Annotated in this window: 29 protein-coding genes and 2 tRNA genes; 26 read left to right on the top strand and 5 right to left on the bottom strand. The window is 56.3% G+C overall.

The genetic code is table 11. The features are described from left to right. Nucleotides 1-121: 121 nt before the first annotated feature. The 8 genes from AC2FJW_RS03710 to AC2FJW_RS03675 all read left to right on the top strand — a co-directional run bounded on the left by AC2FJW_RS03710 (nt 122) and on the right by AC2FJW_RS03675 (nt 8774). A complete protein-coding gene (locus AC2FJW_RS03710) occupies nt 122-859 on the top strand; it encodes an N-formylglutamate amidohydrolase (protein ID WP_496749243.1) in 738 nt (245 codons plus the stop codon). Nucleotides 860-936: 77 nt separating this feature from the next. Next, a complete protein-coding gene (locus AC2FJW_RS03705; RefSeq protein WP_496689976.1) occupies nt 937-1176 on the top strand; it encodes a DUF6868 family protein in 240 nt (79 codons plus the stop codon). An 88-nt stretch (nt 1177-1264) separates the two neighbouring features. Next, complete coding sequence (locus tag AC2FJW_RS03700) at nt 1265-1579, top strand: DUF1244 domain-containing protein (protein WP_142637917.1); 315 nt, start codon at nt 1265-1267, stop codon at nt 1577-1579. Nucleotides 1580-1865: 286 nt separating this feature from the next. After that, on the top strand, nt 1866-3032 hold the full coding sequence (gene iadA, locus AC2FJW_RS03695; protein WP_496749242.1) for a beta-aspartyl-peptidase: 1167 nt from the start codon (nt 1866-1868) through the stop codon (nt 3030-3032). 55 nt (nt 3033-3087) lie between these two features. Continuing rightward, entirely contained in the window at nt 3088-3975 is an 888-nt protein-coding gene (locus tag AC2FJW_RS03690; RefSeq protein ID WP_142637921.1) for a cyanophycinase, read from the top strand. Nucleotides 3976-3997: 22 nt separating this feature from the next. Continuing rightward, nucleotides 3998-6793, top strand: a complete 2796-nt coding sequence (cphA, locus tag AC2FJW_RS03685; RefSeq protein ID WP_496749241.1) for a cyanophycin synthetase — start codon at nt 3998-4000, stop codon at nt 6791-6793. Between the two features lie 14 nt (nt 6794-6807). Next, entirely contained in the window at nt 6808-8544 is a 1737-nt protein-coding gene (locus AC2FJW_RS03680; protein ID WP_496749240.1) for a Mur ligase family protein, read from the top strand. Nucleotides 8545-8588: 44 nt separating this feature from the next. Next, nucleotides 8589-8774, top strand: a complete 186-nt coding sequence (locus AC2FJW_RS03675; RefSeq protein ID WP_496749239.1) for a hypothetical protein — start codon at nt 8589-8591, stop codon at nt 8772-8774. A gap of 72 nt (nt 8775-8846) precedes the next feature. Here AC2FJW_RS03675 and AC2FJW_RS03670 read toward each other — a convergent pair whose 3' ends face one another. Continuing rightward, on the bottom strand, nt 8847-9815 hold the full coding sequence (locus tag AC2FJW_RS03670) for an NAD(P)-dependent oxidoreductase (RefSeq protein ID WP_496696795.1): 969 nt from the start codon (nt 9813-9815) through the stop codon (nt 8847-8849). A 646-nt stretch (nt 9816-10461) separates the two neighbouring features. Next, nucleotides 10462-10536 (bottom strand) — tRNA-Thr (locus AC2FJW_RS03665). 83 nt (nt 10537-10619) lie between these two features. Between AC2FJW_RS03665 and AC2FJW_RS03660 the strand changes: the two genes are divergently transcribed. From AC2FJW_RS03660 to AC2FJW_RS03580, 17 genes are all read left to right on the top strand, one after another. Beyond that, nucleotides 10620-10775, top strand: a complete 156-nt coding sequence (locus AC2FJW_RS03660) for a hypothetical protein (protein ID WP_496696796.1) — start codon at nt 10620-10622, stop codon at nt 10773-10775. 6 nt (nt 10776-10781) lie between these two features. Beyond that, nucleotides 10782-12050, top strand: coding sequence for a UDP-N-acetylglucosamine 1-carboxyvinyltransferase (murA, locus tag AC2FJW_RS03655; RefSeq protein WP_281973612.1), 1269 nt, complete (start codon nt 10782-10784; stop codon nt 12048-12050). Next, nucleotides 12047-12523 (top strand): DUF2948 family protein, encoded by a 477-nt coding sequence (locus AC2FJW_RS03650; RefSeq protein ID WP_281973613.1) that lies wholly within the window; start codon nt 12047-12049, stop codon nt 12521-12523. Before murA ends, AC2FJW_RS03650 begins: the two co-directional genes overlap by 4 nt. Then, nucleotides 12513-13034 carry a GNAT family N-acetyltransferase gene (locus tag AC2FJW_RS03645; protein WP_496692235.1) on the top strand — a complete coding sequence of 174 codons (522 nt, stop codon included), beginning with the start codon at nt 12513-12515 and terminating at the stop codon, nt 13032-13034. Before AC2FJW_RS03650 ends, AC2FJW_RS03645 begins: the two co-directional genes overlap by 11 nt. Nucleotides 13035-13094: 60 nt before the next feature. Further along, nucleotides 13095-14396 carry a histidinol dehydrogenase gene (hisD, locus tag AC2FJW_RS03640; RefSeq protein ID WP_496749238.1) on the top strand — a complete coding sequence of 434 codons (1302 nt, stop codon included), beginning with the start codon at nt 13095-13097 and terminating at the stop codon, nt 14394-14396. Between the two features lie 120 nt (nt 14397-14516). Further along, on the top strand, nt 14517-15314 hold the full coding sequence (locus AC2FJW_RS03635; protein ID WP_496749237.1) for a hypothetical protein: 798 nt from the start codon (nt 14517-14519) through the stop codon (nt 15312-15314). Between the two features lie 86 nt (nt 15315-15400). After that, nucleotides 15401-15880 (top strand): UPF0262 family protein, encoded by a 480-nt coding sequence (locus AC2FJW_RS03630; protein ID WP_142639020.1) that lies wholly within the window; start codon nt 15401-15403, stop codon nt 15878-15880. Nucleotides 15881-15883: 3 nt separating this feature from the next. Continuing rightward, the gene (locus AC2FJW_RS03625) at nt 15884-16336 is read left to right on the top strand and encodes an arsenate-mycothiol transferase ArsC (protein ID WP_496749236.1); all 453 of its coding nucleotides are present in this window, start codon (nt 15884-15886) and stop codon (nt 16334-16336) included. A 2-nt stretch (nt 16337-16338) separates the two neighbouring features. Further along, nucleotides 16339-16737, top strand: coding sequence for a ketosteroid isomerase-related protein (locus AC2FJW_RS03620; protein ID WP_496692238.1), 399 nt, complete (start codon nt 16339-16341; stop codon nt 16735-16737). Continuing rightward, a complete protein-coding gene (locus tag AC2FJW_RS03615) occupies nt 16730-17329 on the top strand; it encodes a GNAT family N-acetyltransferase (RefSeq protein WP_496749235.1) in 600 nt (199 codons plus the stop codon). The genes AC2FJW_RS03620 and AC2FJW_RS03615 overlap by 8 nt, the downstream gene beginning before the upstream one ends. A gap of 367 nt (nt 17330-17696) precedes the next feature. Beyond that, a complete protein-coding gene (locus tag AC2FJW_RS03610) occupies nt 17697-18572 on the top strand; it encodes a carbon-nitrogen hydrolase family protein (RefSeq protein WP_496749234.1) in 876 nt (291 codons plus the stop codon). A gap of 91 nt (nt 18573-18663) precedes the next feature. Continuing rightward, the gene (gene infA, locus AC2FJW_RS03605) at nt 18664-18882 is read left to right on the top strand and encodes a translation initiation factor IF-1 (RefSeq protein WP_005978431.1); all 219 of its coding nucleotides are present in this window, start codon (nt 18664-18666) and stop codon (nt 18880-18882) included. A 10-nt stretch (nt 18883-18892) separates the two neighbouring features. Further along, the gene (locus AC2FJW_RS03600; RefSeq protein WP_496749233.1) at nt 18893-19471 is read left to right on the top strand and encodes a Maf family protein; all 579 of its coding nucleotides are present in this window, start codon (nt 18893-18895) and stop codon (nt 19469-19471) included. After that, nucleotides 19468-20490 (top strand): ribonuclease E/G, encoded by a 1023-nt coding sequence (locus tag AC2FJW_RS03595; RefSeq protein ID WP_496749232.1) that lies wholly within the window; start codon nt 19468-19470, stop codon nt 20488-20490. Before AC2FJW_RS03600 ends, AC2FJW_RS03595 begins: the two co-directional genes overlap by 4 nt. Further along, entirely contained in the window at nt 20487-20669 is a 183-nt protein-coding gene (locus AC2FJW_RS03590; RefSeq protein ID WP_496749231.1) for a DNA gyrase inhibitor YacG, read from the top strand. The genes AC2FJW_RS03595 and AC2FJW_RS03590 overlap by 4 nt, the downstream gene beginning before the upstream one ends. A 79-nt stretch (nt 20670-20748) precedes the next feature. Then, nucleotides 20749-20823 (top strand) — tRNA-Phe (locus AC2FJW_RS03585). A gap of 271 nt (nt 20824-21094) precedes the next feature. Then, nucleotides 21095-21283, top strand: coding sequence for a hypothetical protein (locus tag AC2FJW_RS03580; protein WP_496749230.1), 189 nt, complete (start codon nt 21095-21097; stop codon nt 21281-21283). 168 nt (nt 21284-21451) lie between these two features. On the opposite strand, the gene AC2FJW_RS03575 is transcribed toward AC2FJW_RS03580, so the two are convergent. The 3 genes from AC2FJW_RS03575 to AC2FJW_RS03565 all read right to left on the bottom strand — a co-directional run bounded on the left by AC2FJW_RS03575 (nt 21452) and on the right by AC2FJW_RS03565 (nt 24549). After that, on the bottom strand, nt 21452-21748 hold the full coding sequence (locus tag AC2FJW_RS03575; RefSeq protein ID WP_496696816.1) for a hypothetical protein: 297 nt from the start codon (nt 21746-21748) through the stop codon (nt 21452-21454). Nucleotides 21749-22580: 832 nt separating this feature from the next. Next, nucleotides 22581-24080 (bottom strand): ShlB/FhaC/HecB family hemolysin secretion/activation protein, encoded by a 1500-nt coding sequence (locus tag AC2FJW_RS03570; RefSeq protein ID WP_496749229.1) that lies wholly within the window; start codon nt 24078-24080, stop codon nt 22581-22583. 169 nt (nt 24081-24249) lie between these two features. Further along, nucleotides 24250-24549, bottom strand: a complete 300-nt coding sequence (locus AC2FJW_RS03565; RefSeq protein WP_496696819.1) for a hypothetical protein — start codon at nt 24547-24549, stop codon at nt 24250-24252. A gap of 568 nt (nt 24550-25117) precedes the next feature. Here AC2FJW_RS03565 and AC2FJW_RS03560 point away from each other — a divergent pair. After that, complete coding sequence (locus AC2FJW_RS03560; protein ID WP_496749228.1) at nt 25118-25633, top strand: DUF805 domain-containing protein; 516 nt, start codon at nt 25118-25120, stop codon at nt 25631-25633. The last annotated feature ends 53 nt before the right edge of the window (nt 25634-25686 follow it).

Here is a 25686-nt window from a genome sequence, read left to right as displayed (position 1 = left end):
CCTCAAATCATGTCCTGAATTTGCGCGAATGTTACCGCAAACATCGACTCTGCCCGCTTATTGCGCAATTCCCTTTCCGAAGCAACTGTCCTAAACCTGCCGGAAACAACATGACAGGCTTATGACGTATTCTCCGTTTTTTATCCATGGCGCGGATCGCCCTTCCCGCTGGCTGATCACATGTGACCACGCGACCAATACTGTTCCACCGGGAATCAATGGTGGGGATCTTGGCTTGCCGCGTGAGGATATGGAGCGCCACATCGCCTATGACGTGGGCGCCTATGAAGTATCGAAACATCTGGGTGAAATTCTGAACGCGCCTGTGATTGCGGCGAATTTCTCGCGCCTTGTGATCGATCCGAACCGAGGCGAGGACGACCCGACTCTTGTGATGAAATTGTATGACGGGTCAATCATTCCCGGCAACCGTCACGCCGATGCGGATGAGCGCGAGCGGCGTTTGAACATGTGTTACCGCCCTTACCATAGGGCATTGGCTGAGCTGGCCGCACTGCCCCATGCGGTGATCGTGTCGATGCATTCTTTCACCCGGCAGTTGCGTGGACGCGAACCGCGTCCCTGGCATGTCGGTGTGCTGCACACTCCGGATGAGCGTTTTTCGCGCCCACTGATCCACCGGTTGCAGGCTGAAAAGGACCTATGTGTTGGCGTCAATGAACCCTATACTGGCGTTCTGCCGGGCGATGCGATCGACAAGCATTGCACTGCCTTTGGCCGCCCTAATGCGTTGATCGAACTGCGCAATGACTTGATCGCCGACCACGCGGGGCAGCGCGCATGGGCCGAACGTCTGGGAATTGTCCTGGAAGACGCCCTTTCGCATAGCGAATTGTGACTTTCGGCAGCTGAGAGCCCGCGCACCATTGAGCGACCACGCCCGAAACCCCATATATCAGGCGAAAGGAGGCGATCATGACGCAAGAGCTTTTGACATCTGTTTTCGGCTGGATGGCGGTGATCAACCTTGCTGTGTTACTGTTTTCGACCCTGATGGTCGTGCTGATGCAGGATTGGGCGGCTGGCATCCATAGTCGGATGTTCCAAATGGACCGCGCGGATGTGAAACGTGCGTATTTCAGGTATCTGGCCAATTACAAAATTCTGGTGCTTATCTTTTTCATCGTGCCCTGGCTGGCGTTGAAACTGGCCTAGCGCACTGAGGTGTTGCTGATGATTGAAACGGCCCGCTTGGGTTGTTAGGTCTTCTTGAACATATTGGGCAAGCATCCGGAACGAGAACATGGACCAGAAAACCGAAACCGAACTTCAGGCCGCCGCATTCCGCAGGTTGCAGCAGCACCTGATGGAAGACCGGACCGATGTTCAGAACATCGACATGATGAACCTGGCCGGATTTTGCCGCAACTGCCTGTCGCGCTGGTATCAGGAAGCGGCCAATGAACAGGGCATTGAGATGGACAAGGACGAAGCCCGTCAGATCTTTTACGGGATGACCATGAGCGAATGGAAAGCCAAGTATCAGACCGAAGCCAGTCCTGAAAAGCAGGCGGCTTTTGAAGTCTCATTCGAAGAAAATGTCGGCAAAAAGAGCTGAACGTGAAAATAGAAAGGCCCACCATTCCGGCGGGCCTTTTCTCAGTGAGGCGGCTGTCAACAAAGGTTTCACTGCCTCCGCTACATTCGCTTCTTACGGTTGTTCCGATCCGAAAGCGTCTGGCGCGGCGAATTGCGCAAATGCCCAACTTTACCTCAGCGCTCCTAAGATTTTGCCTTTAAGGCCTGCGCCCGACATTTACGCTTTCTCCGAATTAAGGGATGGTTCTTCTGCTGACTTTCAGTGCAAGAAAGGATGTCTTTGCTCTTACTGACGGGTATGAAACGTGTTGAAACTGATCAAGAATGCGCGGCTCTATACGCCTGAGCCTGTTGGTTTAGGCCATATTCTCACCGCAGGTGAACGCATTATTTACCTCGGTAGCACTCAACCCGAACTGCCGGATCCGCTTCAGGCTGAAGTCGTTGACGTCGAAGGTGCATCGGTTGTTCCGGGTTTGATCGACGGACATGCGCATATCACGGGTGGTGGCGGTGAAACCGGGCCAGCCAGCCGGGTGCCGCCGATGGTCCTGTCCTCGTTCACCCGTGCCGGGGTCACGTCGGTTGTGGGGGTATTGGGGACGGACGATCTGACCCGCAACACGCAGACGTTGGTGCAGCAGGCCTATGGGCTGCGGGAGGAGGGGCTTTCGGCTTGGTGTCACACTGGTGGCTATCACGTCCCACTGACCACGCTCACCGGTTCGGCCCGGGGTGATATCGTGTTTCTTGACCCGGTTATCGGCGTTGGGGAACTGGCGATCAGTGATCACCGGTCAAGCCAACCGACAATGGACGAGTTTCTGCGGATCGCAAGTGAGGCGCATGTCGCGGGCCTGATGACCGGCAAGGCAGGGATCGTGCATTGCCATATGGGTGACGGCGACAGGGGCCTGTCGATGTTGGAACAGGCGATCGCAACCTGCGAAATCCCCGCACGCGTCTTCAATCCAACTCATGTCAATCGCAACAAACCCCTCTTTGAACAGGCCGTCGCGTTGGCGCGGCACGGATGTTACATCGACGCGACCGCATTCCCCTGCGAACATATCGAGCCGGGCATATCAGCCGCCGAGGCCTATATCCAATTTCGCGATCTGGGTGGTCGTGCGGACCGTTTCACCATCAGCTCTGACGGCGGTGGCTGCTTGCCGGCCTTTGACCGTGAAGGCAATCTGACACGGTTCGGTGTGGGATTGTCGGACACTCTGCCCGAAACACTGCGCGACTTGACCGATAAAGGAATGTCCCTGTCTGATGCGCTTGCTCCGATGACCTCTAATGTCGCTGATCTGCTCAAGCTACATCGAAAGGGCCGTTTGAAAGTGGGTATGGAGGCCGATCTGGTGGTTCTTGACGAAAACACCGCCGTGCGGCATGTGATGGCCCGGGGGGAATGGCATGTCCGCGATGGCCAGATAGCCCGGCGCGGCATGTATGAACAGATTTGAACGTCCGCGCGGTCCCCGGTGGCTGCCCGCTATAGCTCCGGAAGGTAGTTAAGATATGTGCCCTGCACCCATTGATGCAGAGACCCCGCGCGGGTTCATCATCCCGATCGGTGGTGGCGAAGACCGCGTCAAGGAAATGCAGATTCACCGCAAATTCGTGGAGCTGTCCGGCGGCGGCGATGCCGATATTGTCGTGATCCCGACAGCCTCGATGCTGGAAGAAACAGGGCCGGATTATAACCGCATATTCTCTGAGCTTGGAGCGGGTCAGGTTGAGTTCCTGCCCATCTCGCGTCGCGCCGATTGCGACAATCCCGACTATGCCGAGATGTTGGACCGCGCCACCGGGATATTCATGACCGGCGGGAACCAGCTGCGCTTGTCGGCGATTCTGGGTGGCACGCTTGTTGCTCAAAAAATCCGGCGCCGGAATGCGGCGGGGATACCGATTGCGGGAACCTCAGCCGGGGCGTCGGTCATGTCCGAGCATATGGTTGCAGGCGGCAGCAGCAATTCGGCCCCAGCCGAAGGCAATATCACTCTGGCCCCGGGCATGGGTTTGACCAATGCGGTCATCATTGACCAGCATTTCACGCAACGTAACCGCCTGGGGCGCCTGTTAACCGCCTCATCTTTCAACCCTTTCCTGATCGGGTTGGGCGTTGACGAAGACACGGCGGCCTTCATTGGGCCCGATAACGTCCTTGAGGTAGTGGGTAGCGGAACGGTCACTGTGGTGGATGCCAGCCATCTGACGCATTCATCGATGTGGGATGCCCGCCGCGGAGAGGCGTTGAGCCTTCTGGGACTTCGGCTTGACGTTCTGGGCGAAGGGTGCCGTTATGATCTGACGGCTCGCCAGGCGTTTCCGCCGGATGAGCATATGGCGTTCTGTACATTGCCGGACCTGTCCGGGGACGAGGGCGCCGGCGGGGGAAAATAAAAACTAACCAACAGGGTGCCTCATGAAAATAATTTCGACCAACGTCTTTGTCGGCCCGAATGTTTGGGCAAGTTTTCCGGTTATTCGCCACGTTATCGATCTGGGTATTCTGGAAGAATGGCCTTCGGCAAAGATTGGTTCGGAATTTATCGACGCTCTGGTCGCGGCACTTCCCGGTTTGACAGAACATGGCTGTTCCTATCGCGAACCCGGCGGGTTCATCCGCCGCCTGCGCGAAGATGAGGGCACCTGGCTGGGTCATGTGCTGGAACATTGCGCTATCGAGGTTCAGAACGTAGCTGGTACGGATGTGACTTTTGGCCGAACGCGCGGCACTGGCGAACCCGGCCAGTACAACATGGTCTATGAATACCGCCAGCGCGATGTCGGACTGGATGCGGGCAAGCTGGCGATGCGTCTGCTAATGCATCTGTTGCCACACTCCCTCAAGGACCAGGTGGATTACGACTTTGATCCAGATTTCAACTGGGATGATGAGTTACGCAGCTTTGTGCTGCGGGCGCAGCGCAAAGAATTTGGCCCCTCGACCGGCTCGTTGGTCAAGGCGGCACAAGAGCGGGACATTCCGTGGATCAGGCTGAACTCTGGCTCGCTGGTGCAGTTCGGACACGGGAAGTATCAGAAACGCATCCAGGCTACCATCACTTCTGAGACCAAACATATCTCGGTCGAGATTTCCTGCGACAAGGAAGATACCCACAATCTGCTGAACGATCTGGGCCTGCCGGTACCACAGCAGCGCATGGTCTATTCGGCACGCGAGGCGGCAAAAGCAGCGGGGCGTATCGGGTTTCCTGTTGTCGTCAAGCCGCTCGACGCCAATCATGGGCGCGGTGTTTCGATCAATCTGAATTCAGAGTCCGAGGTCGAGGCCGGTTTTGCCGAAGCCAAGGAACATTCTCGCAGCAGGGCCATTCTGGTGGAAAGCTTCATCACCGGTTTTGACCACCGAATGCTGGTTGTGAACAACAAACTGGTTGCGGTGGCCAAGCGTGTCCCCGGACATGTCGTTGGCGACGGCACACACACGATTGCCGAGCTGGTTGACATCGTGAACCAGGACCCGCGCCGTGGCATCGGACACGAGAAAGTGCTGACCATGCTGGAAATCGACAATCAGGCCAAACGCCTGATGGAGAATGCGGGCGTGACCGAAGAAACCGTGCTGTCGGAAGGCGAGATCTTCTATCTCCGTTCAACGGCAAATCTGTCGACGGGGGGGACAGCGATTGATCTGACGGATGTGGTGCATCCTGACAATCGTGACATGGCCGAACGCGCCATAATGGCGGTTGGATTGGATGTGGGAGGTGTGGATTTTCTGATCGACGACATCACCAAATCCTACAAGGATATTGGCGGAGCTATAGTCGAGGTGAACGCCGCCCCGGGCTTTCGGATGCACGTGGCGCCGTCCGAAGGTCAGCCTCGCGACGTGGCGGGCAGAGTGATCGACATGTTGTTCCCAGCCACCGAAGAAACCCGCATCCCGATTGCGGCGATCACAGGCACCAACGGCAAGACGACGACCTCGCGGATGCTGGGGCATATTATGAAAACCAGCAGCAAGACCGTTGGCATGACCTCGACCGATGGCGTTTATGTGGACGGTAAACTAAGCGTTAAGGGCGACATGACGGGACCGAAATCCGCGCAGATCGTCCTGCGTGATCCGGCGGTCGATTTTGCAGTGATGGAAACCGCACGCGGCGGGCTTGTGCGGTCCGGTCTGGGCTATCAGCGGTCGAACGTGGCGGCGTGTCTGAATGTCTCGGCCGATCATCTAGGTCTCGGCGGCATAAACACGGTCGAGGAGCTGGCCGTTGTCAAGCGCGTGGTGGTTGAAAGCGCTGTGGAGACTGCGGTGCTGAATGCCGATGACATCAACTGTCTGAAAATGGCCGACTACGCTCAAGCGGATCAGATTTTCTATGTCACGACCAATCCAGCGCACAGTCTGGTCAAGGAACATATCAAGGCCGGCGGCAAGGCTATCGTGCTTGAAAAAGGCATGAATGGTGACATGCTGACCATCTATGACAACGGGCTTCATATCCCGGTTCTGTGGTCGCATCTGATCCCGGCGACGTTGGAAGGCAAGGCGATTTTCAACGTCCAGAATGCGATGTTCGCCGCCGCGATGGCCTATAGTTTCGGCGTGGATCTGGATAATATCCGTCATGGGCTGCGCACCTTCGACACCAGCTATTTTCAGGCACCTGGACGGATGAATGTCTATGACGAACATCCCTTCAAGGTGATCCTCGATTATGGCCATAACCCCGCCGCGCTGAAAGCGATGGCGGCACTGGCCGATCAGTTAGAGATCAAGGGCCGCAGGCTGTGCGTGGTAGCGATGCCTGGCGACCGGCGCGACGAAGATATTGTCGATGGGGCCGCCGCCCTGGCCGGACATTTTGATCATTTCATCTGCAAGGCAGATGACCGCCGTCGCGGACGCGGGCATGACGAGGTGCCGCAGATGATGCGTCAAGCCCTGATCGACAACGGCGTGGATGCCGCAGCCATCACGGTCATCCCCGACGAGGTCGAAGCGGTCAGTGCCGCGTTGGAACAGGCCGGACAGGGCGATCTGTTGGTGATCTTTGGTGATGACACAACGCGCTGCTGGAAACAGATCATCTATTTCAATTCTGATGGCGAAGAACCCGAGGTCGCACCTGTGGCAGCCCCCACCGAAACCTCGTTCGAAGATATGTTCGAAGGCGACCAGAACCTGATCCGGGATGAGCGTGGCGTGCGTCTGGCCCGTGAAATCAGCGAAGACGCGGATTGAGCGGAGGCACCGGAATGGACCGGATCGAAGAGCTTGAGACCGCGCTGACAATAGAAAGCGCGACCGTTGACCATATTCAGGTGGATGACGCCCGGCGTCTGACCGGGCCGGGCCTGCTATGGAACCGACCCGGCGCGGTGATGGATGTTTTCTTCACTGATATCGACGCGACGCAGATCACCGACTTGTGGGAGAAGCATGCGCGCCGGGTTCTGGACGCACTGGGCTGGCAGGGGCAGGGTCTGATCCACCGTACCTTTACGGGCGGCGTCAATCTGGCGATCTCGGCACCGATGGATCAGCTCTATTCCGGGATATTCGCAGCGCAAACCGCCTGGCATTTCTGTGCTGCAGAACTGCTGGCATCCGAGCCCGGAGATTTCGATCAGATGGTTGCGGATGTCAAAGGCGTCATGGAAATGGAAGCCAATCCTGCTCTGATCGCCTTGATCGCCGCGGCTGAGGCGCATGGCGTGGATATCCTTTGCGATGATGACGAGGTGTCGATCGGGCATGGTACAGGCAGTCAGACTTGGCCTGTTGATGGGCTGCCCACCCCGGGTGAGGTGGACTGGTCTGCGCTGCATGATGTCCCGGTCGCGTTCATCACCGGAACCAACGGCAAGACCACCACGACCCGGCTGCTTGAGGCTATCGCACGCGCTTCGGGCAAGGTCGCTGGGCTAACCTCGACCGAGTTTGTCCGCGTGGGCGATGATATACTGGACCGTGGCGATTACTCGGGTCCCGGCGGCGGGCGGATGTTGCTGCGTGATAAAAGGCTGGAGGTTGCTTGTCTTGAAGTCGCCCGTGGGGGCATCCTGCGCCGGGGTCTGCCGACCCGCGCCGCCACGGCGGCGGCTGTCACCAATGTAGCCAACGACCATCTGGGCCAATATGGGGTCAACACGGTGCCGGAACTGGCCCAGGCCAAATTCGCCGTACATCGAACATTGGCCGAGGGGGGCGTGCTGGCCCTGAATGCCGATGACGGCTTTGTCCGTGCCGAGGCGGAGAATACCTCGGCGAATATCTGGTGGTTTTCGCTGGACGCGCAGAACGACCTGATCCGCCGGGCGCGCGATGCAGACAGGTGCTGCGCCTATGTGCGGCAGGGTGATATCGTGTTTTTCGACGGCACAGCGGAACAGGTGGTGATCGCAGTTTCCGATGTCCCCCTGACCATGGGCGGCGCTGCGAAATACAATATCCTGAACGCGCTGGCGGCCTTGTGCCTGGCTTTGGCGCTGGACTTGCCCGTTCAGGCGGCTCGGGATGGGTTGGCCGGGTTCAAACCAGACGCTAAGGATAATCCAGGCCGTTGCAACGAGTTCCGATACAACGGCGCACGGGTCTTTGTGGATTTTGCACATAACCCGCATTCGATTTCCGCCGTTTGCGATGCGCTGTCGAGCTTGCCAGCAAAACGGCGTTTCATCATGCTCAGCCATGCGGGGGACAGATCGGATCAGGATATCCGGGACGTAACCGCGACAGCGCTGAATTTCCAACCCGACGTGGTCGTCGCAACCGAGCTGGAAGGGTATCTAAGAGGCCGCGAGTCGGGGGAAATTTCTGATCTGATCGAAAGGACAGCGTTGGAACATGGGTATGGTGCAGAACAAATACTCAGAGCCGCTTCGCCCACACAAGCCGCATCAATGATACTTGAAAAGCTACAACCGGATGATATCGCTTTGCTGCTGGTTCTGTCCGATCGTGACGTTGTTCTCGCTATGCTCGACGGGTAAGAGCAGAGGCGCGTGTCGGGATCACAGAGAGGGCGTGTTAGGAAATGAGTTTTTGGGCGGTCGGCAGCCCACATCCGACGCCCTCACCCAATATCAATACGGCCCTGTCGGACCGTCGTCCCTATCGTATATCCGCCTCATCCTCGGATTTTTTGCTTTGCGCATTGCATCATACTGTCCCGCAATTCGAGGCCGAGTTAGCTGGTGCGACGCCGTTCAAAGGGCATTGAGCCCCTGATCATTGGCCGTTGGGGCAGGTATGATACCTGCCCTCAACTTGCTCGTGGCTGCCGAAACGGGCTCTAGCTGCCGGCAGAGACGTGCGACGAACCCTGCGGGATCACCTCGTATCCAGGCTCTTCTGGTTCGTCATCCGCCATTTCCGCAGGGAAGCCGGGGGCAAGGATGGAAAGACCGGTGGCGTCCTCTAACCGGCGGATAATGTTGGGGGATAGCTCGCGATCGCCATAGCGTGCAATGCCGTCGTCAAAAATCTGGCAAATCAAGGGTGAAACTTCCAGCGGCACATTGTTTCGTTCGGCAATACTCTGGAACAGGCCCACATCTTTTTTCACCAGATCCATGGTGAATGAGATATCGCGCGAACCGTTCAGGATTACCTGGCTTTCGGTAACATGGGAAAAGCTGTTACCAGACGAAATTTTGATCGCCTCGTAGGCTGTGTTTAGGTCCATACCTGCAGCCTTCGCCGTCACCAACGCTTCGGCATTGGCGACCAGATGGACGGTGGCCAGATAATTGGTAAGTACCTTGAGCATCGAGGCGCTGCCAAGCTCACCAGTATGCAGGATACGTCGTCCCATGGTCTTCAGCAACGGCAGAACTCGCTCGAACGTAGAGCGGTCACAGCCCGCAAAGATCGAGATATTACCAGTGTCGGCGCGGTGGCAACCGCCAGATACCGGGCAATCGACTGCGGCACCACCGGCGGCGATGACGATACCGCCAAGGCGTTCGGCTTCGGCTTGGTCAGTGGTAGACATCTCCAGCCAGATCTTGCCTTCTTTCACCTCTGGCAGCATCTCCTGCATGACAGCGTCCGAGGCGGCAGGCGAGGGTAGGCAGGTGATGACGACATCGCAATCACGCATCAATGTTGCGGCATTTTCCGCCAACTTGGCACCCTTGGCCGCCGCCGCTTCCATCAGGTCGCGGTTTAGATCAAGAACCGTCAGATCGATTCCGTTCCGCAACAGGCTGCCTGAAAGCTTTCCGCCGACATTACCAAGTCCAATGAACCCTACTTTCATCTTCTATTCCTTCCGAGTGTACGAAAAATCCAAACAAACAGTTCCGCTAGATGAGCAGCTGATAAGCGATTCCCGAGAACAAGGTGCCACCGACCCCTTTGTCTGATGAACGACGTTGGAACCTGCAATAACGCCAGGACCGGCCGCGTTTGCCACGAAGTCGAAGCCAAGCGCCGGATTGGCCACGAATGCGGCAATCCTGACTTTCGTCGATGAGACGTCTGGTTTGACCAAGTCCAGATTTCCTGTTCGGATTTGAGACAATTCAAAAACTTGTATCGCGACCTGAGCCGCAAGTGAAAATGATAAAACAGGCTATCTACCACAAAAATTATTTGTCGCTAGATTAGATCAAATCCAATACCCTTAGTTGGTTAAGCAACTTCGAGGCAGCGGCCCGGCATTCGAACGTTTCGCATATCGATGTCGACCTGTTCAAAGCTTGGCTGCGTGGACAGTTTGCCCCGGATTAGGGATATGCGAGAGATGGTCAGGACAAAACTTGCGGCAGCCTAGCTGTACATGGTCGGCTACGTAGGTCAGCTTCGGCGGAGCCAGTGCGATATTGTCGAAACAAGGCATATCTCAACGTCATTTGCCCGCCCGTTTCGGAGCTTCAAAGAAAACCAGAGGTGCAAAGATGAGATGGTGCTGCTGGAGAGAATTGAACTCTCGACCTCTCCCTTACCAAGGGAGTGCTCTACCTCTGAGCTACAGCAGCGCTGTGGGCGGGTGATTAGACTCAAACGAAACGCGGCGCAAGGGTGTCTGGACGGTTTTTTTCGCCTCCTGTAGAGAAAGGTTATGGCAGATAAAAATACACCTAAAAAACACGGCAGATCCGGCGATGTGCGCGAAGAGCGGCTGAAAGCGGCGCTCAAAGCGAATATGGCGCGGCGTAAGGCGCAGGCTAAGGCGCGGGCAACCCAGAACGGCAAAGCCGACAAAGACGAGGGATAAGAGCAGATGGATTCGATTCTGGTGACAGGCAACGGGCCGCTTAAAGGTCAGATACCGATTGCAGGGGCAAAAAACGCGTGTCTGACGCTGATGCCGGCGACCTTGCTCAGCGAAGAACCGCTGACGCTGACCAATGCGCCTCGGCTGAGCGACATCAAGACGATGACGGCTTTGCTGCAGTCCTTGGGGGCCGAGGTGTCGTCATTGCAGGATGGTCAGGTGATCGCAATGTCCAGCCACGACCTAACCAGTCAGACGGCGGACTATGACATCGTGCGAAAGATGCGCGCGTCAAACCTTGTGCTGGGTCCTTTGCTGGCGCGGTTTGGGCAGGCGGTCGTCTCGCTGCCCGGAGGCTGTGCAATCGGCGCGCGTCCGATGGATCTGCACGTCGAAGGGCTCGAGGCGCTAGGGGCTGAGATTGAGCTTAAGGACGGGTATCTGCATGCCAAAGCTGTGGGCGGGTTGAAAGGTGCCGTGCATGAGATGCGATTTGCATCCGTGGGCGCGACCGAGAACATTGTCATGGCGGCCACGCTGGCCAAAGGCACAACGGTTCTGAAGAACGCGGCGCGCGAACCTGAAATCGTCGATTTGGTCGAGTGTCTGCGGAAGATGGGTGCCCAGATTTCTGGTGAAGGCACGCCGACCATCGAAATTCAGGGCGTAGACCGGTTACATGGTGCCACCCATCAGGTTGTGACTGACCGGATCGAGCTGGGCACCTATATGCTGGCGCCGGCGATCTGTGGTGGAGAAGTCGAACTGTTGGGCGGGCGGATGTCTCTGGTGGAATCATTTGCCGGGAAACTGGATGCGGCGGGCGTGAATGTCTCGGAAACAGCAAACGGTCTTTTGGTCGCCCGCAAGAACGGGCGCGTCAAAGCCGTGGATGTCGTGACCGAGCCGTTCCCGGGTTTTCCGACCGACCTGCAGGCCCAGATGATGGCGCTGATGTGCACGGCCGAAGGTACCTCGGTGCTCGAAGAACGCATTTTCGAGAACCGTTTCATGCACGCCCCCGAATTGGTGCGGATGGGCGCGAATATCGAAGTGCACGGTGGCACGGCAACCGTGACTGGTGTCGAACGTCTGAAGGGCGCACCGGTTATGGCGACAGATCTGCGCGCTTCGGTCTCGCTGATACTGGCGGGGCTGGCTGCTGAAGGTGAAACAACTGTCAGCAGGGTCTATCATCTGGATCGTGGGTATGAGCATGTTGTGCGCAAGTTGGAAGGCGTGGGCGCCAAAATTGAACGGATCAAAGACCAATGACAGACGCAAGTTTCCACGATGGGCGTGAGGCTCCACTGAATCTGGGTGCAGAGGATGGGGATGACCTTCAGGTGATCTCGACTTTGACACAGGATGCGGTGTTCCCCGTATCCGAAATGACCTGGCATCCGTCGCAGCGCCGCTTTGGCCTGTTGCTGAACCGTTTCCGCTGGGAGGACAAGGATGCGGCCACGCGCCGGGGCCGTCCATTCGAAAGGGTGCAGTCTGTGCTGGTGTTCGCTTCCGTTCTAACCGTGGCCAGCCAGGGTATCGACCGTAGCGAGAAGGATTTGGTGATGTCCTTGCTTTCGGTCGATTTTGAACCCGGCGAAGACGGCGCGGGTCAGATTTTGCTTACATTGGCCGGAGATGGCGCGATCCGTCTATCGGTCGAGGCAATAGACGTCACGCTCAAGGATGTAACCCGCCCCTATCAGGCGCCTTCGGGGCAAGCGCCGCATCATGCAGAATAAGCGCGGTATCGCGCAGGCCTTCTCAGAACCACCCGCTGGTCTGATGTTGCGCCGCGCGACCGTGTTTGATGTCTTTGATCTAAGCCGGGTTCTGATCCGTTCGATCACGCAGCTGTGCGAGGCGGATCATGGCGATGATCCGCAGGCCGTTGCGGAATGGACCGCCAATAAAGACCCGGAGACCATTCGGGGTTGGATCAAGGCCGGAGCGCAGATTTGGCTGGCCGAGCGCGCAGGTCAGGTTGCGGCTGTCGGCGGATTGCGTGAGGGCGGCGAGATCACGCTGCTCTATATCGACCCGGCTCATACCGGTCTTGGGGTGGGAAGCGCGTTGTTGGCCCGGCTGGAACAGGAACTGGCCGCTGCCGGTTGCACCGAGGCACAGCTTGAGGGGACACGGACGGCCCAGGCGTTTTATATCCGGCATGGCTGGAAACCGACTGGCGGCTGCGCGGCGCGCAAAAGCATATCCTGTTTTGAGATGCGCAAATCGCTGCACCCGGTGGACTGAGGGTTGAGGACAGCCCATCCCGGCGATATGACCCGGTGAAACGCCACGGAGTGCCAGATCATGCCCGTTTTTCTAGACACCACGTCGCTCGAATTTGACGCGGCTTTTCAGACCCTGCTGTCGGCCAAGCGCGAAGACAGCCCGGATGTGGATGCCATCGTCGCGCAGATCATTGACGATGTGCGGGTCCGTGGGGATGAGGCGGTAATCGAACTGACGGCCAAATTCGACCGGTTAGAGCTGACACCGGATACGCTGGCCTTTTCGGCAGAGGAAATCGACGCCGCCATTGCGCAGGTCTCGGACGCGGATCGTCAGGCGCTCGAACTGGCAGCCGAACGCATCCGGGCCTATCACGAGAAACAGATGCCCGCCGATCACCAATGGACGGATGAGGCCGGGGCGACCCTTGGCTGGCGCTGGTCCGCAGTGTCTGCGGCGGGGCTGTATGTGCCGGGAGGGCTGGCCTCGTATCCGTCGTCGGTTCTGATGAACGCGATCCCGGCCAATGTTGCAGGGGTCGAGCGTCTGGCAATCGCCGTGCCCACCCCAGACGGTCAGGCGAACCCTCTGGTCCTTTTGGCCGCGCGCCTGTCAGGCGTGACTACGGTCTATCGCATCGGCGGGGCGCAGGCGATTGCGGCACTGGCCTATGGAACAGATACCATTGCAGCGGTGGACAAGATCACAGGCCCCGGAAACGCCTTTGTCGCCGCGGCCAAGCGCCGTGTCTTTGGCAAGGTCGGCATCGACATGATTGCGGGCCCGTCCGAGATTCTGGTCATTGCCGACAAGGATAACGATCCGGATTGGATCGCGCTGGACCTGCTCAGCCAGGCAGAACATGACGAAAGTGCTCAATCCATTCTGATCACGGATAGCGCCGATTTTGGACGGGCCGTGGCGCAAGCCGTGGAAAAACGTCTTGAAACCCTGCAACGCCGGGCCATAGCCGGGGCCAGTTGGCGCGATTTTGGTGCGGTGATCACTGTGGGCAGTCTGGATGAGGCAGCCTCTCTGTCGAACCGAATTGCCCCGGAACACCTTGAGCTATGCGTCGCAGATCCCGTCGCTCTGAGCGAAAAGACAATTCACGCAGGTGCAATCTTTCTTGGTCAATACACACCCGAGGCAATCGGGGATTATGTTGGTGGGCCTAATCACGTCCTACCCACTTCTCGGTCGGCGCGTTTTTCTTCCGGTCTGAGTGTGATGGATTTCCTGAAACGCACGACTCTCAGCCAGATGACACCCGAAGCCCTGCGGGCAATCGGGCCAGCGGCAGAGCAACTTGCGCAGTCGGAAAGCCTCGAGGCGCACGGCCTGTCCGTGACCGCACGGTTGAAGCGATTGAACGGTTGATCACCTATGGTCAGAGGGTCACACCTGCAATTACCTCATCCGATTTTCTCCGATAGGGCTTGAAGTCAAGGGGCAAATTGCGGCGCTCTTTATGTGCGACCGGATCTAAAGGAGGTTGATTTGGAACGTGTGGCGACCCTCTGGATCGGTAAGCGCTTTAGCTTTTTGGAACATCTGTGCCTGAAGTCCTTCGCCGATGTCGACCAAAAGCCAATCGTCTATCACTATGGCGATCTTGAAGACATTCCGGATTATATCGAGCCGCGCGATGCCCGCGAAATTTATGATACTCCCGAGATCTACCGCGATCCGATAACCCGATCCGTAGCCGTTCATGCAGATCTTTTCCGTCTGCAGTTGATGCAAAAAACCGACTATATCTGGGCCGATGCGGATGCTTATGCGGTCCGGCCACTCGAGACAAAGAACGGGTATCTTTTTCCGAATGCGAACCTCAAGAAACAACGGATCATGAACGGTGTACTTGCGTTGCCCTGCGACAGTCCGGGGCTGCAGGCCATGTGCAAATATGCTTTTGACAGCGATCTGGTGCCACCATGGTGGACACAAGAGCAAAAGGAAACCTACCGCCAGATGTTCAACGGGTCGACCTATTGGAGCCTGCCAATTTTCAGCTTTGGTCCGCCCATGCTGTTTCATTTTCTTTATGGCACACCAGAGCATAAGATGGCTGTGCACAGGTCGGTCCTCTATCCTATCCCATTGCGATATCGCGGCCTTTGGAATGATCCTGACCTTTCCAAATTGGATTTTCTGAAGTGGGACCAACAGATGTCTGTCCATTTTTTTGGATCCTGGTTCCGAAAGATCTTTCTTGGCCGCCAAATCAACTCTGGTTCACTGGTCGATACGCTGTTGCGCAAACACGGAATAGATCCGTCCGAACACCCGCTTTGACGATTTTCGTCGGACGGCCCGTCACTGCGTTGCCCATTTATTTCCATTGGGATAAGTCTGTCCCGACCTGAACGGACCAAACGACCATGACCCGAATTTCGCACATCGAACTGGATGATAGAAACTTGCCCCCGCCGACACCCGAGATCGAGCAGGAGCGCAAAGTGGCAATCTATGATCTGCTTGAGGATAACGCTTTCGCGCTGCCCAAACGCGATGATCGTGTGGTTCCGGAAGGGCCGTATCATGTGCAACTCTCGATCCGTGACAAGCGTTTGGTCTTCGACATTGCCACCGAAGCCGAAGAAAAAGCGGCCGAGTTCCATTTGTCCCTTGGACCATTCAGGCAGGTGGTCAAGGACTACTTCCAGATCTGTGAAAGCTATTTCGACGCCGTAAAGACTTTGCCGCCCAGCCAGATCGAAACCATCGACATGGCCCGGCGCGGTATCCATAATGAAGGCAGTCGGGTGTTGCAGGAACGTCTGGAAGGCAAGGCCGAAGTTGATTCAGACACAGCCCGTCGCCTGTTTACGTTGATCTGCGTATTGCATTTCGGGGGGTGACGGGTGACGTCTCTGCCGCAGTCCATCTTGTTCTGTTGCGACCACAATTCGGTCCGATCTCCGATGGCCGAAGGCATCATGAAGAAGTTTTATGGCACCGGCACCTATGTGCAATCCGCCGGGGTGCACAACGATCTTGAGATCGATGGCTTTTGCATTTCGGTCTGTCATGAAATCGAAGTCGAGCTTTCACGTCACCGGTCCCGGTCGTTTGATGAAATGCAGGAATGGGGCGACGACCTCAGCTCGTTCGATCTGATTGTAGCGCTGTCGCCGGCCAGCCAGCGCCGTGCGCTGGATTTGACGCGGGTTTTTCATCTGGATGTCGATTATTGGCCAATAATGGACCCTACCGGGCTGGGCGAAAGCCGCGAGGAAAAGTTACATCACTACCGACAGACCCGCGATCAGATCATTCAGCATCTGAAGGACCGCTGGGGTGAACCAACGGAGTGACCATGAACGAAACCGTCAAAACCTATTTCGAAGCCTTCAACGCCGGGGACGTAACCGGCATGCTGGCCTGTTTGTCCGACGATGTGGCCCATCATGTGAACGAAGGCCAGATACGAGTGGGCAAAGAGAAATTCGCAGCTTTTTGTGACCACATGAACCGCTGCTATCGCGAGAACCTCACCGATATCGTTGTGTTCGCGGCCGAGGGCGGTACCCGTGCCGCCGCTGAATTCATCGTGAACGGCACCTATCTTGAGACGGATGAAGGCCTGCCCAAAGCACACGGGCAGACCTACCGCCTACCAGCCGGGTCGTTCTTTGACCTGAAGGATGGCAAGATCACGCGGGTCACCACCTTTTACAACCTGGCCGACTGGACCAAGCAGGTCTCGAATGGCTGAGGTCACAGGCGTTCGCGCCTTGACCGGGGCGGCGCTTGAGGCAGCTCTGGATGATGTCGCTCGCTTGCGGATCGAGGTGTTTCGGGCATGGCCGTATCTTTATGACGGCGATCTGGAATACGAGCGGAAATACCTGCAATCCTACCGTGACAGCGACAGAGCCATCGTTGTTGGTGCCTTTGACGGGGATCGTCTGATCGGCGCATCGACCGGCGCCCCGCTAGTCGACCATGCCGCCGATTTCGCGGCGGCCTTCGATGGCTCTGGGCTGGATTTGTCCCAGATCTTCTACTGCGCCGAATCCGTCTTGCTGCCCAACTATCGCGGGCAGGGCGTGGGGCATAGGTTCTTTGACCTGCGCGAAGCCCATGCGCGCAACTTTGGCTTCACCAAATGCGCCTTTTGCGGTGTGCAACGCACGACCGATCACCCGATGCGGCCTGATACCTACCGCCCGCTGGATGCTTTTTGGAGCGCGCGGAAGTATGAGCCGTTGCCCGGCGCTGTCGCGCAGTTTTCGTGGAAGGATGTCGGCGAAGAAGGCGAGACGCTGAAGCCGTTGCAGTTTTGGATCAGGGATATCACGGCTTAGATTTTATGGCTGACGTTTGCGCCCAAGAAGGCCGTATTTTACGGCCCAAGCCCTGATTGACCGGCGTTTCCGCCTTTGCTGTCTCGGAGTTGATTTTGATAGCGCTCCACCCGTTCGGTTGAATTCGTACACGTCGATAATCCGTTCGGCGCAACCGCAGGCTTCTCCCATGCCAACCTTTGTGTAATAGAACTTTTCGAAACTTTCCCGGTTTTGCATCGCAACTCTCCTAATCTTATTTAGCCATTTCAGGCTTGAGATGCCAACTCACAATCCCTTGCAGGGCCGGTATATGCGCATATGTTCCTGTACTTTTCAGGGCGCCCTCAACTAGTGTTCGCCAAACCAGCGCAATGAAAGTTACTCCATGAAAGCTGCCACCGCCGCCTATAACCTCGACTGGCTCGAAAACTGGGCGCAGTATGAAGATAAGCTGGCCCGCTGGGTCTCGGATGCCGCAGGGCAGGGGGCAGATCTTCTCGTTTTCCCCGAGTATGGCGCGATGGAATTGTCGACTTTGGACGGGGCCGAAGTAGCGGGTGATCTAGAGCGTTCGATCCGTGCTGTTTCAGATCGGATGGGGGACGTGCAGGCCCTGCATTCGCGTTTGGCTCAAGAGCATGAGACCTACATCCTGGGCGCATCCGCTCCGGTGATTGACGGGTCTGGCCGTCCGGTAAACCGGGCTGTGCTCTACGCTCCGAACGGGACGTTTGACCATCAGGACAAACAGATCATGACCCGCTTTGAACGCGAAGACTGGGATATCGCGCCGGGCGGACCACTGAAATTGTTTAATACCCCACTTGGAAAAATCGGAATCCTGATCTGCTATGACAGTGAATTCCCCTTGCTAGGCAGAGCCCTAAGTGAGGCGGATATAATCCTGGTTCCCTCATGCACCGAGGCGTTGGCAGGGTACTGGCGTGTCCGCATCGGGGCTATGTCGCGTGCGCTGGAAAACCAATGTGTTACAGTCATGGCGTCTCTGGTGGGCAAAAACGAATGGTCCGATGCGGTGGATATGAATACAGGAACGGGCGGTATTTTTGGTCCACCTGACAAGGGTTTTCCCGCGACCGGAGTGTTAGCAGAGGGTGCACTGAACCAACCTGGCTGGACCTATGCCGACGTCGACCTGACAACGATCGCCAATGTGCGCCGGGATGGCCATGTGTTGAACCGCGCCCATTGGGACGAGCAGTGCGGTCGAGTCGAAACAGTCACAATATCCTCTCTTTAGGTGAATACGCCCTTGAAATAAGCCTGAAATAGGCTCATTTAGGCGCACATCCCCGTAGATTCTGCGGGTGCAACGTAATTATGGAGACAACATGGCCAAGGAAGATACGCTCGAATTTCCCGGTGTCGTGAAGGAACTCCTGCCTAATGCGACGTTTCGGGTCGAGCTGGAAAACGGCCATGAGATCATCGCACATACGGCAGGCAAGATGCGCAAAAACCGCATCCGTGTTCTGGCTGGCGACAAAGTTCAAGTCGAGATGACCCCCTACGATCTGACCAAAGGTCGGATCAACTATCGCTTTAAGTAACGCCCGACACATGGCGTTTATTCTCGGATCGGGCAGTCCAAGGCGGCTGGACCTGCTGGCGCAGCTTGGTGTGCAGCCCGACGCCATCCGCGCCCCCGACATTGACGAAACGCCTTTGAAAGGTGAGCTGCCGGTGCCCTACTGCCACCGGATCACACGCGCCAAGGTGCAAGCTGTTCCCGCCGAAAGCGATGATGTCACACTTTGTGCGGACACCACGGTCGCGCTGGGTCGGCGCATCTTGGGAAAGCCTGAAGATGCAGGTCAGGCGGCCGAGTTTCTGCACGCTCTGTCTGGACGGCGGCACCGGGTGATTACCTCGGTTGCGGTTCGGCGCGGAGACCGCATATCGCAACGCGATGTGGTGTCTCAGGTCAAGGTCAAGCGCCTGTCGGATGTTGAGATCAATGCCTATCTGGCAACGGGTGACTGGCAAGGCAAAGCCGGTGCATATGCAATCCAGGGGCCTGCAGGGGCGTTCATCCCATGGATTTCCGGTTCATTTACCAGCATCGTGGGACTACCATTATCCGAGACTGCCGCTTTGCTGCAGGGCATCGGCTATCCTTTGTATCGCGAGGCACCATGAAGGGGCGTACCATCGTTTTAGACCACATCAACAACCGCGAGGCAGCGGCGTTGATGGTGGACGGAAAGCTTGACGATTTCCTGATTGCTTCCGAAGCCCCGGCACCCGGTACTATCTACCGGGCGCGGGCGGATCGCCCGGTCAAGGGGCAGGGCGGGATGTTTCTGGCCACGCCGGACGGCCAGGCCTTTTTGCGACAGGTCAAAGGATTGGCCCCCGGAGAGCTCAAGCTGGTCCAGGTGACCGGTTTTGTCGAACCCGGAAAGGCGGTGCCGGTGACGGATCGCGTGCTGTTTAAAAGCCGCTTTGCGATTGTCACACCGGACGCGCCCGGCCTGAATATCTCGCGCAGCATCCGGGATGACGATGAACGCGACCGCTTGCTGGAAATTGCACATGAGGCGATGGCGGGCAGCGAACACGGGTTGATCCTGCGGTCCTGCTGTCAGGGCGAGAACGCCGAAGAGATTGCTGAAGATATCGGCGTCATGCTGGCTCATGCCGATGCTGTGATGAACGATCCTGGTACCGAGCCTGAGGTTCTGCTCGCAGGTGATGGGCCGCATGTTTTGGCCTGGCGCGACTGGACCGACCCGGCCGAGGTCGTCACCGAGCCCGGCGCCTTTGAGGCGCATGGTGTCCTGGATGCATTGGATCAGGCGGGCGGAATATCAGAACCATTGGCCGGGGGCGGACACATCTTTATCCAGCCCACCCGCGCCCTGGTGGCCGTAGATGTAAACACGGGTTCAGACACCTCGATGGCCGCCGGAACCAAGGCCAATTTCGCCTGCGCAAAAGCACTGCCACGTGCATTGCGTGTCCGTGGGTTGGGGGGGCAGATCACGCTCGACCTCGCTCCAATGCCCAAGAAAGACCGGCGCGGTTTCGAAGCCGCTTTGCGATCTGCATTCAAGTCTGATCCGATCGAGACGATTCTGGCAGGATGGACCCCCTTGGGTCACTATGAATTGCAACGCAAACGCGGTCGGATTTCCTTGGAAGAGGTGCTGAAATGAGCTGCCCGATCTGCCACGCAGCTACCGTGTCTCAATTCCGTCCTTTTTGCTCCAAACGCTGTGCAGACATTGATTTGGCCAAATGGCTGAACGGGTCTTACGCGGTTCCTTCACAGCGTGAAGAAGACGCTGAACAGGATGTTTCTTCATCGGAAACTGAGATGCCGCGCCCACATTGAAAAAATGTAAAAAAGCCTCTGGACACTGCCAGTAGCAAGTCATAGAACGCCTCCACCCAACGGCAAAAGCCGTTTCCGTGCCCGGGTAGCTCAGGGGTAGAGCAGTGGATTGAAAATCCTCGTGTCGGTGGTTCGATTCCGCCCCCGGGCACCATTTAGCTAAGATAAACTCTTCAATATCGAGACTTTGATCTGATATCTGCTTTGTGTATCCACCATTACATCCACCAGTGTGTTTTGCATTGCCCGAAGCTGTGTGCCGAGACAACCGCTTGGTAAAAAGTACGAATACAAAGAACTGATTTAGCGGCGCGGCGGCTTTCGGACAATTTGGCGCGATTTCCCGGAAAAAATCAGAGAGGCTTCTGAGCCCAAAACATGGCGCGACGCGGCTATTTGTAGAAATATTCCCAGCCGCGATCTTCATGCAAACCGAAGCGGGCATTGAGCAGGTGGCCACTGAGCCGACATTCGCCGCGATTGCAGCAACTGTCGTTGCAAACGGCGGCTATGCGCAGAAAGCTGACTTTGCAAAGTTGCCGTTCAAAGTTTCTCTAGCCGAACCTGACCGGCCCAGATGGTCGGAGACTTTTCGTGGAAGTGCTGCATTTTAGATTGTTGGCCTATTTGAAGTAAATTTGGGTACGGAGCATTGTTGGGCTACATCAGCCAACGTAAACGCCAGGGATTAAGGGCAATACGAAATCCAATTGTCCAGATGACAATTGACGAACTATTGGTCGATTAATCTCATTACCCGAGCAAAACCTACCCAGCGAGCTTCAGCGCTGCTTTCGTTTGACCGAGATAATGCATCCGGAATGCTTCGGGTGCCGTGCTGGTACATCACGAGCCATCGCATCCACATTTCCAAGGTGTCGTAGTGCCCCGCTGTTCAGCAACACGCCGCGCCCGGCATCATACCGACGTTGCCCAAATCCGCTGGCAACGCATTCCCAGTTTTCCTTGGCCGCCGCGCTGCGGAACCTCGGCAGGTCGTGCGGGTCATGCCGTCCAGGTGTTGCTGCGACGTGATCGTGTTTCTTTGAATTACTTTGGTGGGTTAAATGGTGGGTCACTTGTGTTGTGCCAGGTTGCTGAACAGTACCGGTTGTCGGCCTCGGCTTTGGGCGCATGATTGTCACGACGCCTTGTGGCTTCGGATGTCCTGGGACGGCCACGTGAGTTGCCGTAGGTTTTGGTGTCAACTGTGGAACCTGGCCAGGAACCGCCGTGGGAACTTGATTGGGGGTTGCGGTTGGGACAAGCGGTGGCGTCGCTGTAGTGCCGCTGGGTTGCGGAACACGGCCTGGCACTGCGACTGGTATTTGGTTGGGTGTCGCTGTTGGCACAAGGGGCGGCACAGCCGTCGGGCCAGTAACTTGAGGCGGAACCTGGCCAGGGATAGCTATCGGAACTTGATTGGGAGTTGCAGTCGGAACTTGCGGCGGCACCGCGGTAGGACCGGTAGCCAATGAGGGAACCTGATTTGGAACAGCTGTCGGAACCCGGTTTGGTGTCGCGTTTGGTGTCAAAGGCGGAACTAGGGTCGGCGCTAGGACCGGCGTGGGAACCTGACCTGGAACCGCTATTGGTGTCGCAATAGGAACCTGACCGGGAATTGCGTTCGGGACCGCGCCCGGCGCAAGGACTGGAACAGTAACTGATGTGGGCGTTTGCTGTGTTCCTTTAGGCGGCAACTGATTTGCCACCGGCTGCGTTGGGCCGGTAATTTGATTGCCTGCCCCTTGCCCACCGGCCTGCCCACATCCTTGGCTCGACTGGTGCGGATTCCCTACGCCACGGCACCACCCAAAATGATTTCCCTGAGCGACGACCTGCGTAGCGGCCAGCTCTGCGACCAAACAAGCTGCGGTAAATAAAACAATGCGGTTCCGTTTCATAACATCCTCACCAACTTGTTGTCAGAGCAAGATACGCGCCAGGATCGCCTGAGTCGGTCAAAGGGCCGTCTCTCAAAGGGACACCGACATATCCGGACAGGAATAGGTTTTGCTTAAACTCAATGTCCAAACCCAGACCTGTCGATGCCAGTGTAGCATTATCAACTTCAAAACTCGCTGGGTCATTGTTCGAGATGTAACCCACGTCGAAAAAGACAAAAGGCGTTAAGCGATGAATGCTTTGGGAACTTGGAAAGTAGGAGTGCGACACTTCGAAAATCGCGGAAATCCCGGAATCACCGTCTACTTCGTCGAACCGATATCCGCGCAAAGCATAGCGATCACCAAGGAAGTACTCCTCGACCGAGGGTAACCGGTCGGTTGTGAACTGGCCCCAGATCTCGGTGCGCCAAGCTGTGTTGGGTGACAAGCTCGTAAATGGGCTTTCGTATCCGATGCCGCCCCGCAGATGCCAGAACGAAGAGTCTCCGTCGTCAAAATTCGCGTCTGTCGTGTCGTTGTCATTGTCACCAAAAGATAAGGTTAGCCCCGCTTCCAGAGCTTGTCCTTTTGGATAGTTTTGCCCGTAAAGATACGTAAGACCAACAACGCTCGCGTCACTGGACAATGGAACGCCGCCACTTACTGAGTCCGCTTTCGAAAGGCGATAATCCAGCAGAAAATATCCATAACTGGCCACATCGCGGATCACGGGATAACCCATCGCGACGGTGAAGTTCTCGCCGTCAATATCCGTTCTTGCAAAATCCCCCGAGAGGTCACGTTTTGCGTTTATGTTTCCGTAGAAAATCTCACCGTAGAGACCATTGCTGTTCAGCGGCGTGCGATAGGTAACAGCGCCCCACAAAGAGTGTTCGTCGTCTTTGTCCCAATTGTAATTGCCTGATCCCTCAAAGCGCAGTAAATCCCCGACGGTCAGCGTCGAATAAAACTCTTGTACGACATAGAAGCTGAGCGCTTCTCCAAGCTCACGCGGAGGGTTGTCGAGTGTCGCACTCCCGGCTTGTTTGCGCAGAGGCTCTCCCAATACTCTCAGCCTAGCACCTGCCTGATCCGGATAATCAAGTTCGGTCGACAATTCCAAATCAGGTATGTCCTCGGCCAACATAACCGCCCGCTCAAATTGTTTGAGAGTTATTGGATATGCGGTGGTGAGGGGGCGAAAGATTTTTTCCAAGGTTTGGAACGTGCGCGTATCTACACCTTCAATTTCGATGGTTTGAATACGCCCTTCATCAACAACAATGCTCTGCCCATCGGGGCCAGGCCAGGCCTCAGCCAAAAAATAGCCGTCTTCTCGGTAGATCTGCGTGATCGTTGATGCGACCTCCACCGCTGTGATGCGCCCTGACCGATCAAAGGCCAACTGACCGGCAAAAGTTAACAGCTCATCTGAATCATACACCGTTACGCCGCTGACAGAGTGCTGTGATGCTATGTCCCAAGTTTGTGCAATGCTGTATTTTGGAACTGAAACAATGGCCACAAAAGTGCAAATGATCGCAATTACAACCGAGTTGGTTACGGGCATTTTCTACAACCTTAGCATGATTGAGCATGTTAAAACCCAATCCTATTACGAGGTTTGAATGTCTAAGCTTGCCGTTATTCAAATTTGATCACGACTGGTGCTTTCGAGATACACAGCGAACAGACTACAATGCGCCTTCGTCGCCAAGGAACTCGATACCAGCTGTCGCGCCATCACTGTAGGCAATGCAATTCCACGGAGCGCGATCCTCACCAACGCCTACAGTGACTTGTGTCCCCGCCTCGCTAAACGCGGATGAGAGCACCACGACTTGCGAATTGTTTGTCGTGTTGGCTACATCCCGTAAACATGCCTGCTGAGCGGGCGTGAGCTCGGCGGACGCGCTTGACGTACTCGTGTCGTCGCAGGCTGTAAGCAATGCGAAACATGTCGCGCCTGCAATCATCACCTTCTTGTTAGTCATTTTCTTCTCCCTCTGGTTCCATTGAAATTAGTGAAATTGGATGCGCATGTTTGAAGCTTTTGCGTCTGTGCAGCCAACAGAACACACCTCGATCCTTTGACTACCTTTCCCAAAAACTTGCCGCGGGGGGCTTGTGGGGCAGAACGACATTACATTGACTACCGAGGCCGCCAACAACGCGTGATGGCCGTATGACGTCACTGGTAAAAGCTAGAGCGAGCTTGGGAGAGAGGGCGAGTACGTTAATTCTGAGCATCGTGTTCTCCCAAGCCAGATTATTGTGAAGTGCCTTCCGACCGCCGGCACTCACTCCAGCAGTCGGAAGGGCCCGGTAGATCGGGCGACAGCGACAACAACGGAGGTAAAAAAAGTTGTGTCGAATTCGTATGTTCGAATATATTTTTTCATAAATCAACATTTTTTCCGCGCGCAAACTTCTTTACGCTCTCGTACGATAGGCTTCTGCTTTCAAACAAAAAGGTAAGTGGGAGTACCCAGAGGGGAGAGTGTGTTCTCCTGAGCGGCGAAATGTTTTGAGACCGCACAGAAACTGAGAAAGGAATGAAAGATGGGATTCGGTGAAGCAGTTAAAACGTGTTTCTCGAAATACTTCCAGTTCTCCGGGCGGGCTATACGCTCAGAATACTGGTGGTTCTTCTTGTTTGTGGTTCTCGTGAGTGCCGTTTTAGCCGGGTTGGATTCGATCCTGTTTGGGACAAACCCCGAAACAGGCCAAGGATCTCGGGTTCTGTCCTCTGTTTTTCAACTGGCCGTTCTCATACCTATGCTGGCCGCCGGTTGGCGGAGGCTGCATGATACAGGACGACCTGGTTGGTTCTTGCTGCTGCCGATGGCGCTCAGCATTGCAACGCTTTTTGTTATGCTGGGTGGGGTGGCGTTCTTTTCGGTATTGGAGCAAGGGACCGAAAACCCCGATGCATTGCGAGGACCCGCCGCAGTCCTGGGTTTGACCGGTATAGTTGTTGTCTCAATTCTGCAATTCGTTCTGTCCATTCTGATGATCTGGTGGCTGACACGACCTTCCCAAGAAGGCGCAAACGGATACGGCGCACCTGTTTCCTGACCTTGTTGTCCGGGCAACAGGTCGGAATCTTTGCTGAATGAAAGTGCAAACCG

It is taken from the genome of Ruegeria sp. CDSA020, from assembly GCF_059612345.1.
This window is presented reverse-complemented; position numbering and strand designations above follow the sequence as displayed.

What these genes read in the sequence shown, in the direction of transcription:
- AC2FJW_RS03710 (WP_496749243.1), top strand. Translation starts at nt 122, where the DNA reads ATGACGTATTCTCCGTTTTTTATCCATGGCGCGGATCGCCCTTCCCGC.
- AC2FJW_RS03705 (WP_496689976.1), top strand. Translation starts at nt 937, where the DNA reads ATGACGCAAGAGCTTTTGACATCTGTTTTCGGCTGGATGGCGGTGATC.
- AC2FJW_RS03700 (WP_142637917.1), top strand. Translation starts at nt 1,265, where the DNA reads ATGGACCAGAAAACCGAAACCGAACTTCAGGCCGCCGCATTCCGCAGG.
- AC2FJW_RS03690 (WP_142637921.1), top strand. Translation starts at nt 3,088, where the DNA reads ATGTGCCCTGCACCCATTGATGCAGAGACCCCGCGCGGGTTCATCATC.
- cphA (WP_496749241.1), top strand. Translation starts at nt 3,998, where the DNA reads ATGAAAATAATTTCGACCAACGTCTTTGTCGGCCCGAATGTTTGGGCA.
- AC2FJW_RS03680 (WP_496749240.1), top strand. Translation starts at nt 6,808, where the DNA reads ATGGACCGGATCGAAGAGCTTGAGACCGCGCTGACAATAGAAAGCGCG.
- AC2FJW_RS03675 (WP_496749239.1), top strand. Translation starts at nt 8,589, where the DNA reads ATGAGTTTTTGGGCGGTCGGCAGCCCACATCCGACGCCCTCACCCAAT.
- AC2FJW_RS03670 (WP_496696795.1), bottom strand. Translation starts at nt 9,815, where the DNA reads ATGAAAGTAGGGTTCATTGGACTTGGTAATGTCGGCGGAAAGCTTTCA.
- AC2FJW_RS03660 (WP_496696796.1), top strand. Translation starts at nt 10,620, where the DNA reads ATGGCAGATAAAAATACACCTAAAAAACACGGCAGATCCGGCGATGTG.
- murA (WP_281973612.1), top strand. Translation starts at nt 10,782, where the DNA reads ATGGATTCGATTCTGGTGACAGGCAACGGGCCGCTTAAAGGTCAGATA.
- AC2FJW_RS03650 (WP_281973613.1), top strand. Translation starts at nt 12,047, where the DNA reads ATGACAGACGCAAGTTTCCACGATGGGCGTGAGGCTCCACTGAATCTG.
- AC2FJW_RS03645 (WP_496692235.1), top strand. Translation starts at nt 12,513, where the DNA reads ATGCAGAATAAGCGCGGTATCGCGCAGGCCTTCTCAGAACCACCCGCT.
- hisD (WP_496749238.1), top strand. Translation starts at nt 13,095, where the DNA reads ATGCCCGTTTTTCTAGACACCACGTCGCTCGAATTTGACGCGGCTTTT.
- AC2FJW_RS03630 (WP_142639020.1), top strand. Translation starts at nt 15,401, where the DNA reads ATGACCCGAATTTCGCACATCGAACTGGATGATAGAAACTTGCCCCCG.
- AC2FJW_RS03620 (WP_496692238.1), top strand. Translation starts at nt 16,339, where the DNA reads ATGAACGAAACCGTCAAAACCTATTTCGAAGCCTTCAACGCCGGGGAC.
- AC2FJW_RS03615 (WP_496749235.1), top strand. Translation starts at nt 16,730, where the DNA reads ATGGCTGAGGTCACAGGCGTTCGCGCCTTGACCGGGGCGGCGCTTGAG.
- AC2FJW_RS03610 (WP_496749234.1), top strand. Translation starts at nt 17,697, where the DNA reads ATGAAAGCTGCCACCGCCGCCTATAACCTCGACTGGCTCGAAAACTGG.
- infA (WP_005978431.1), top strand. Translation starts at nt 18,664, where the DNA reads ATGGCCAAGGAAGATACGCTCGAATTTCCCGGTGTCGTGAAGGAACTC.
- AC2FJW_RS03600 (WP_496749233.1), top strand. Translation starts at nt 18,893, where the DNA reads ATGGCGTTTATTCTCGGATCGGGCAGTCCAAGGCGGCTGGACCTGCTG.
- AC2FJW_RS03595 (WP_496749232.1), top strand. Translation starts at nt 19,468, where the DNA reads ATGAAGGGGCGTACCATCGTTTTAGACCACATCAACAACCGCGAGGCA.
- AC2FJW_RS03590 (WP_496749231.1), top strand. Translation starts at nt 20,487, where the DNA reads ATGAGCTGCCCGATCTGCCACGCAGCTACCGTGTCTCAATTCCGTCCT.
- AC2FJW_RS03580 (WP_496749230.1), top strand. Translation starts at nt 21,095, where the DNA reads ATGCAAACCGAAGCGGGCATTGAGCAGGTGGCCACTGAGCCGACATTC.
- AC2FJW_RS03565 (WP_496696819.1), bottom strand. Translation starts at nt 24,549, where the DNA reads ATGACTAACAAGAAGGTGATGATTGCAGGCGCGACATGTTTCGCATTG.
- AC2FJW_RS03560 (WP_496749228.1), top strand. Translation starts at nt 25,118, where the DNA reads ATGGGATTCGGTGAAGCAGTTAAAACGTGTTTCTCGAAATACTTCCAG.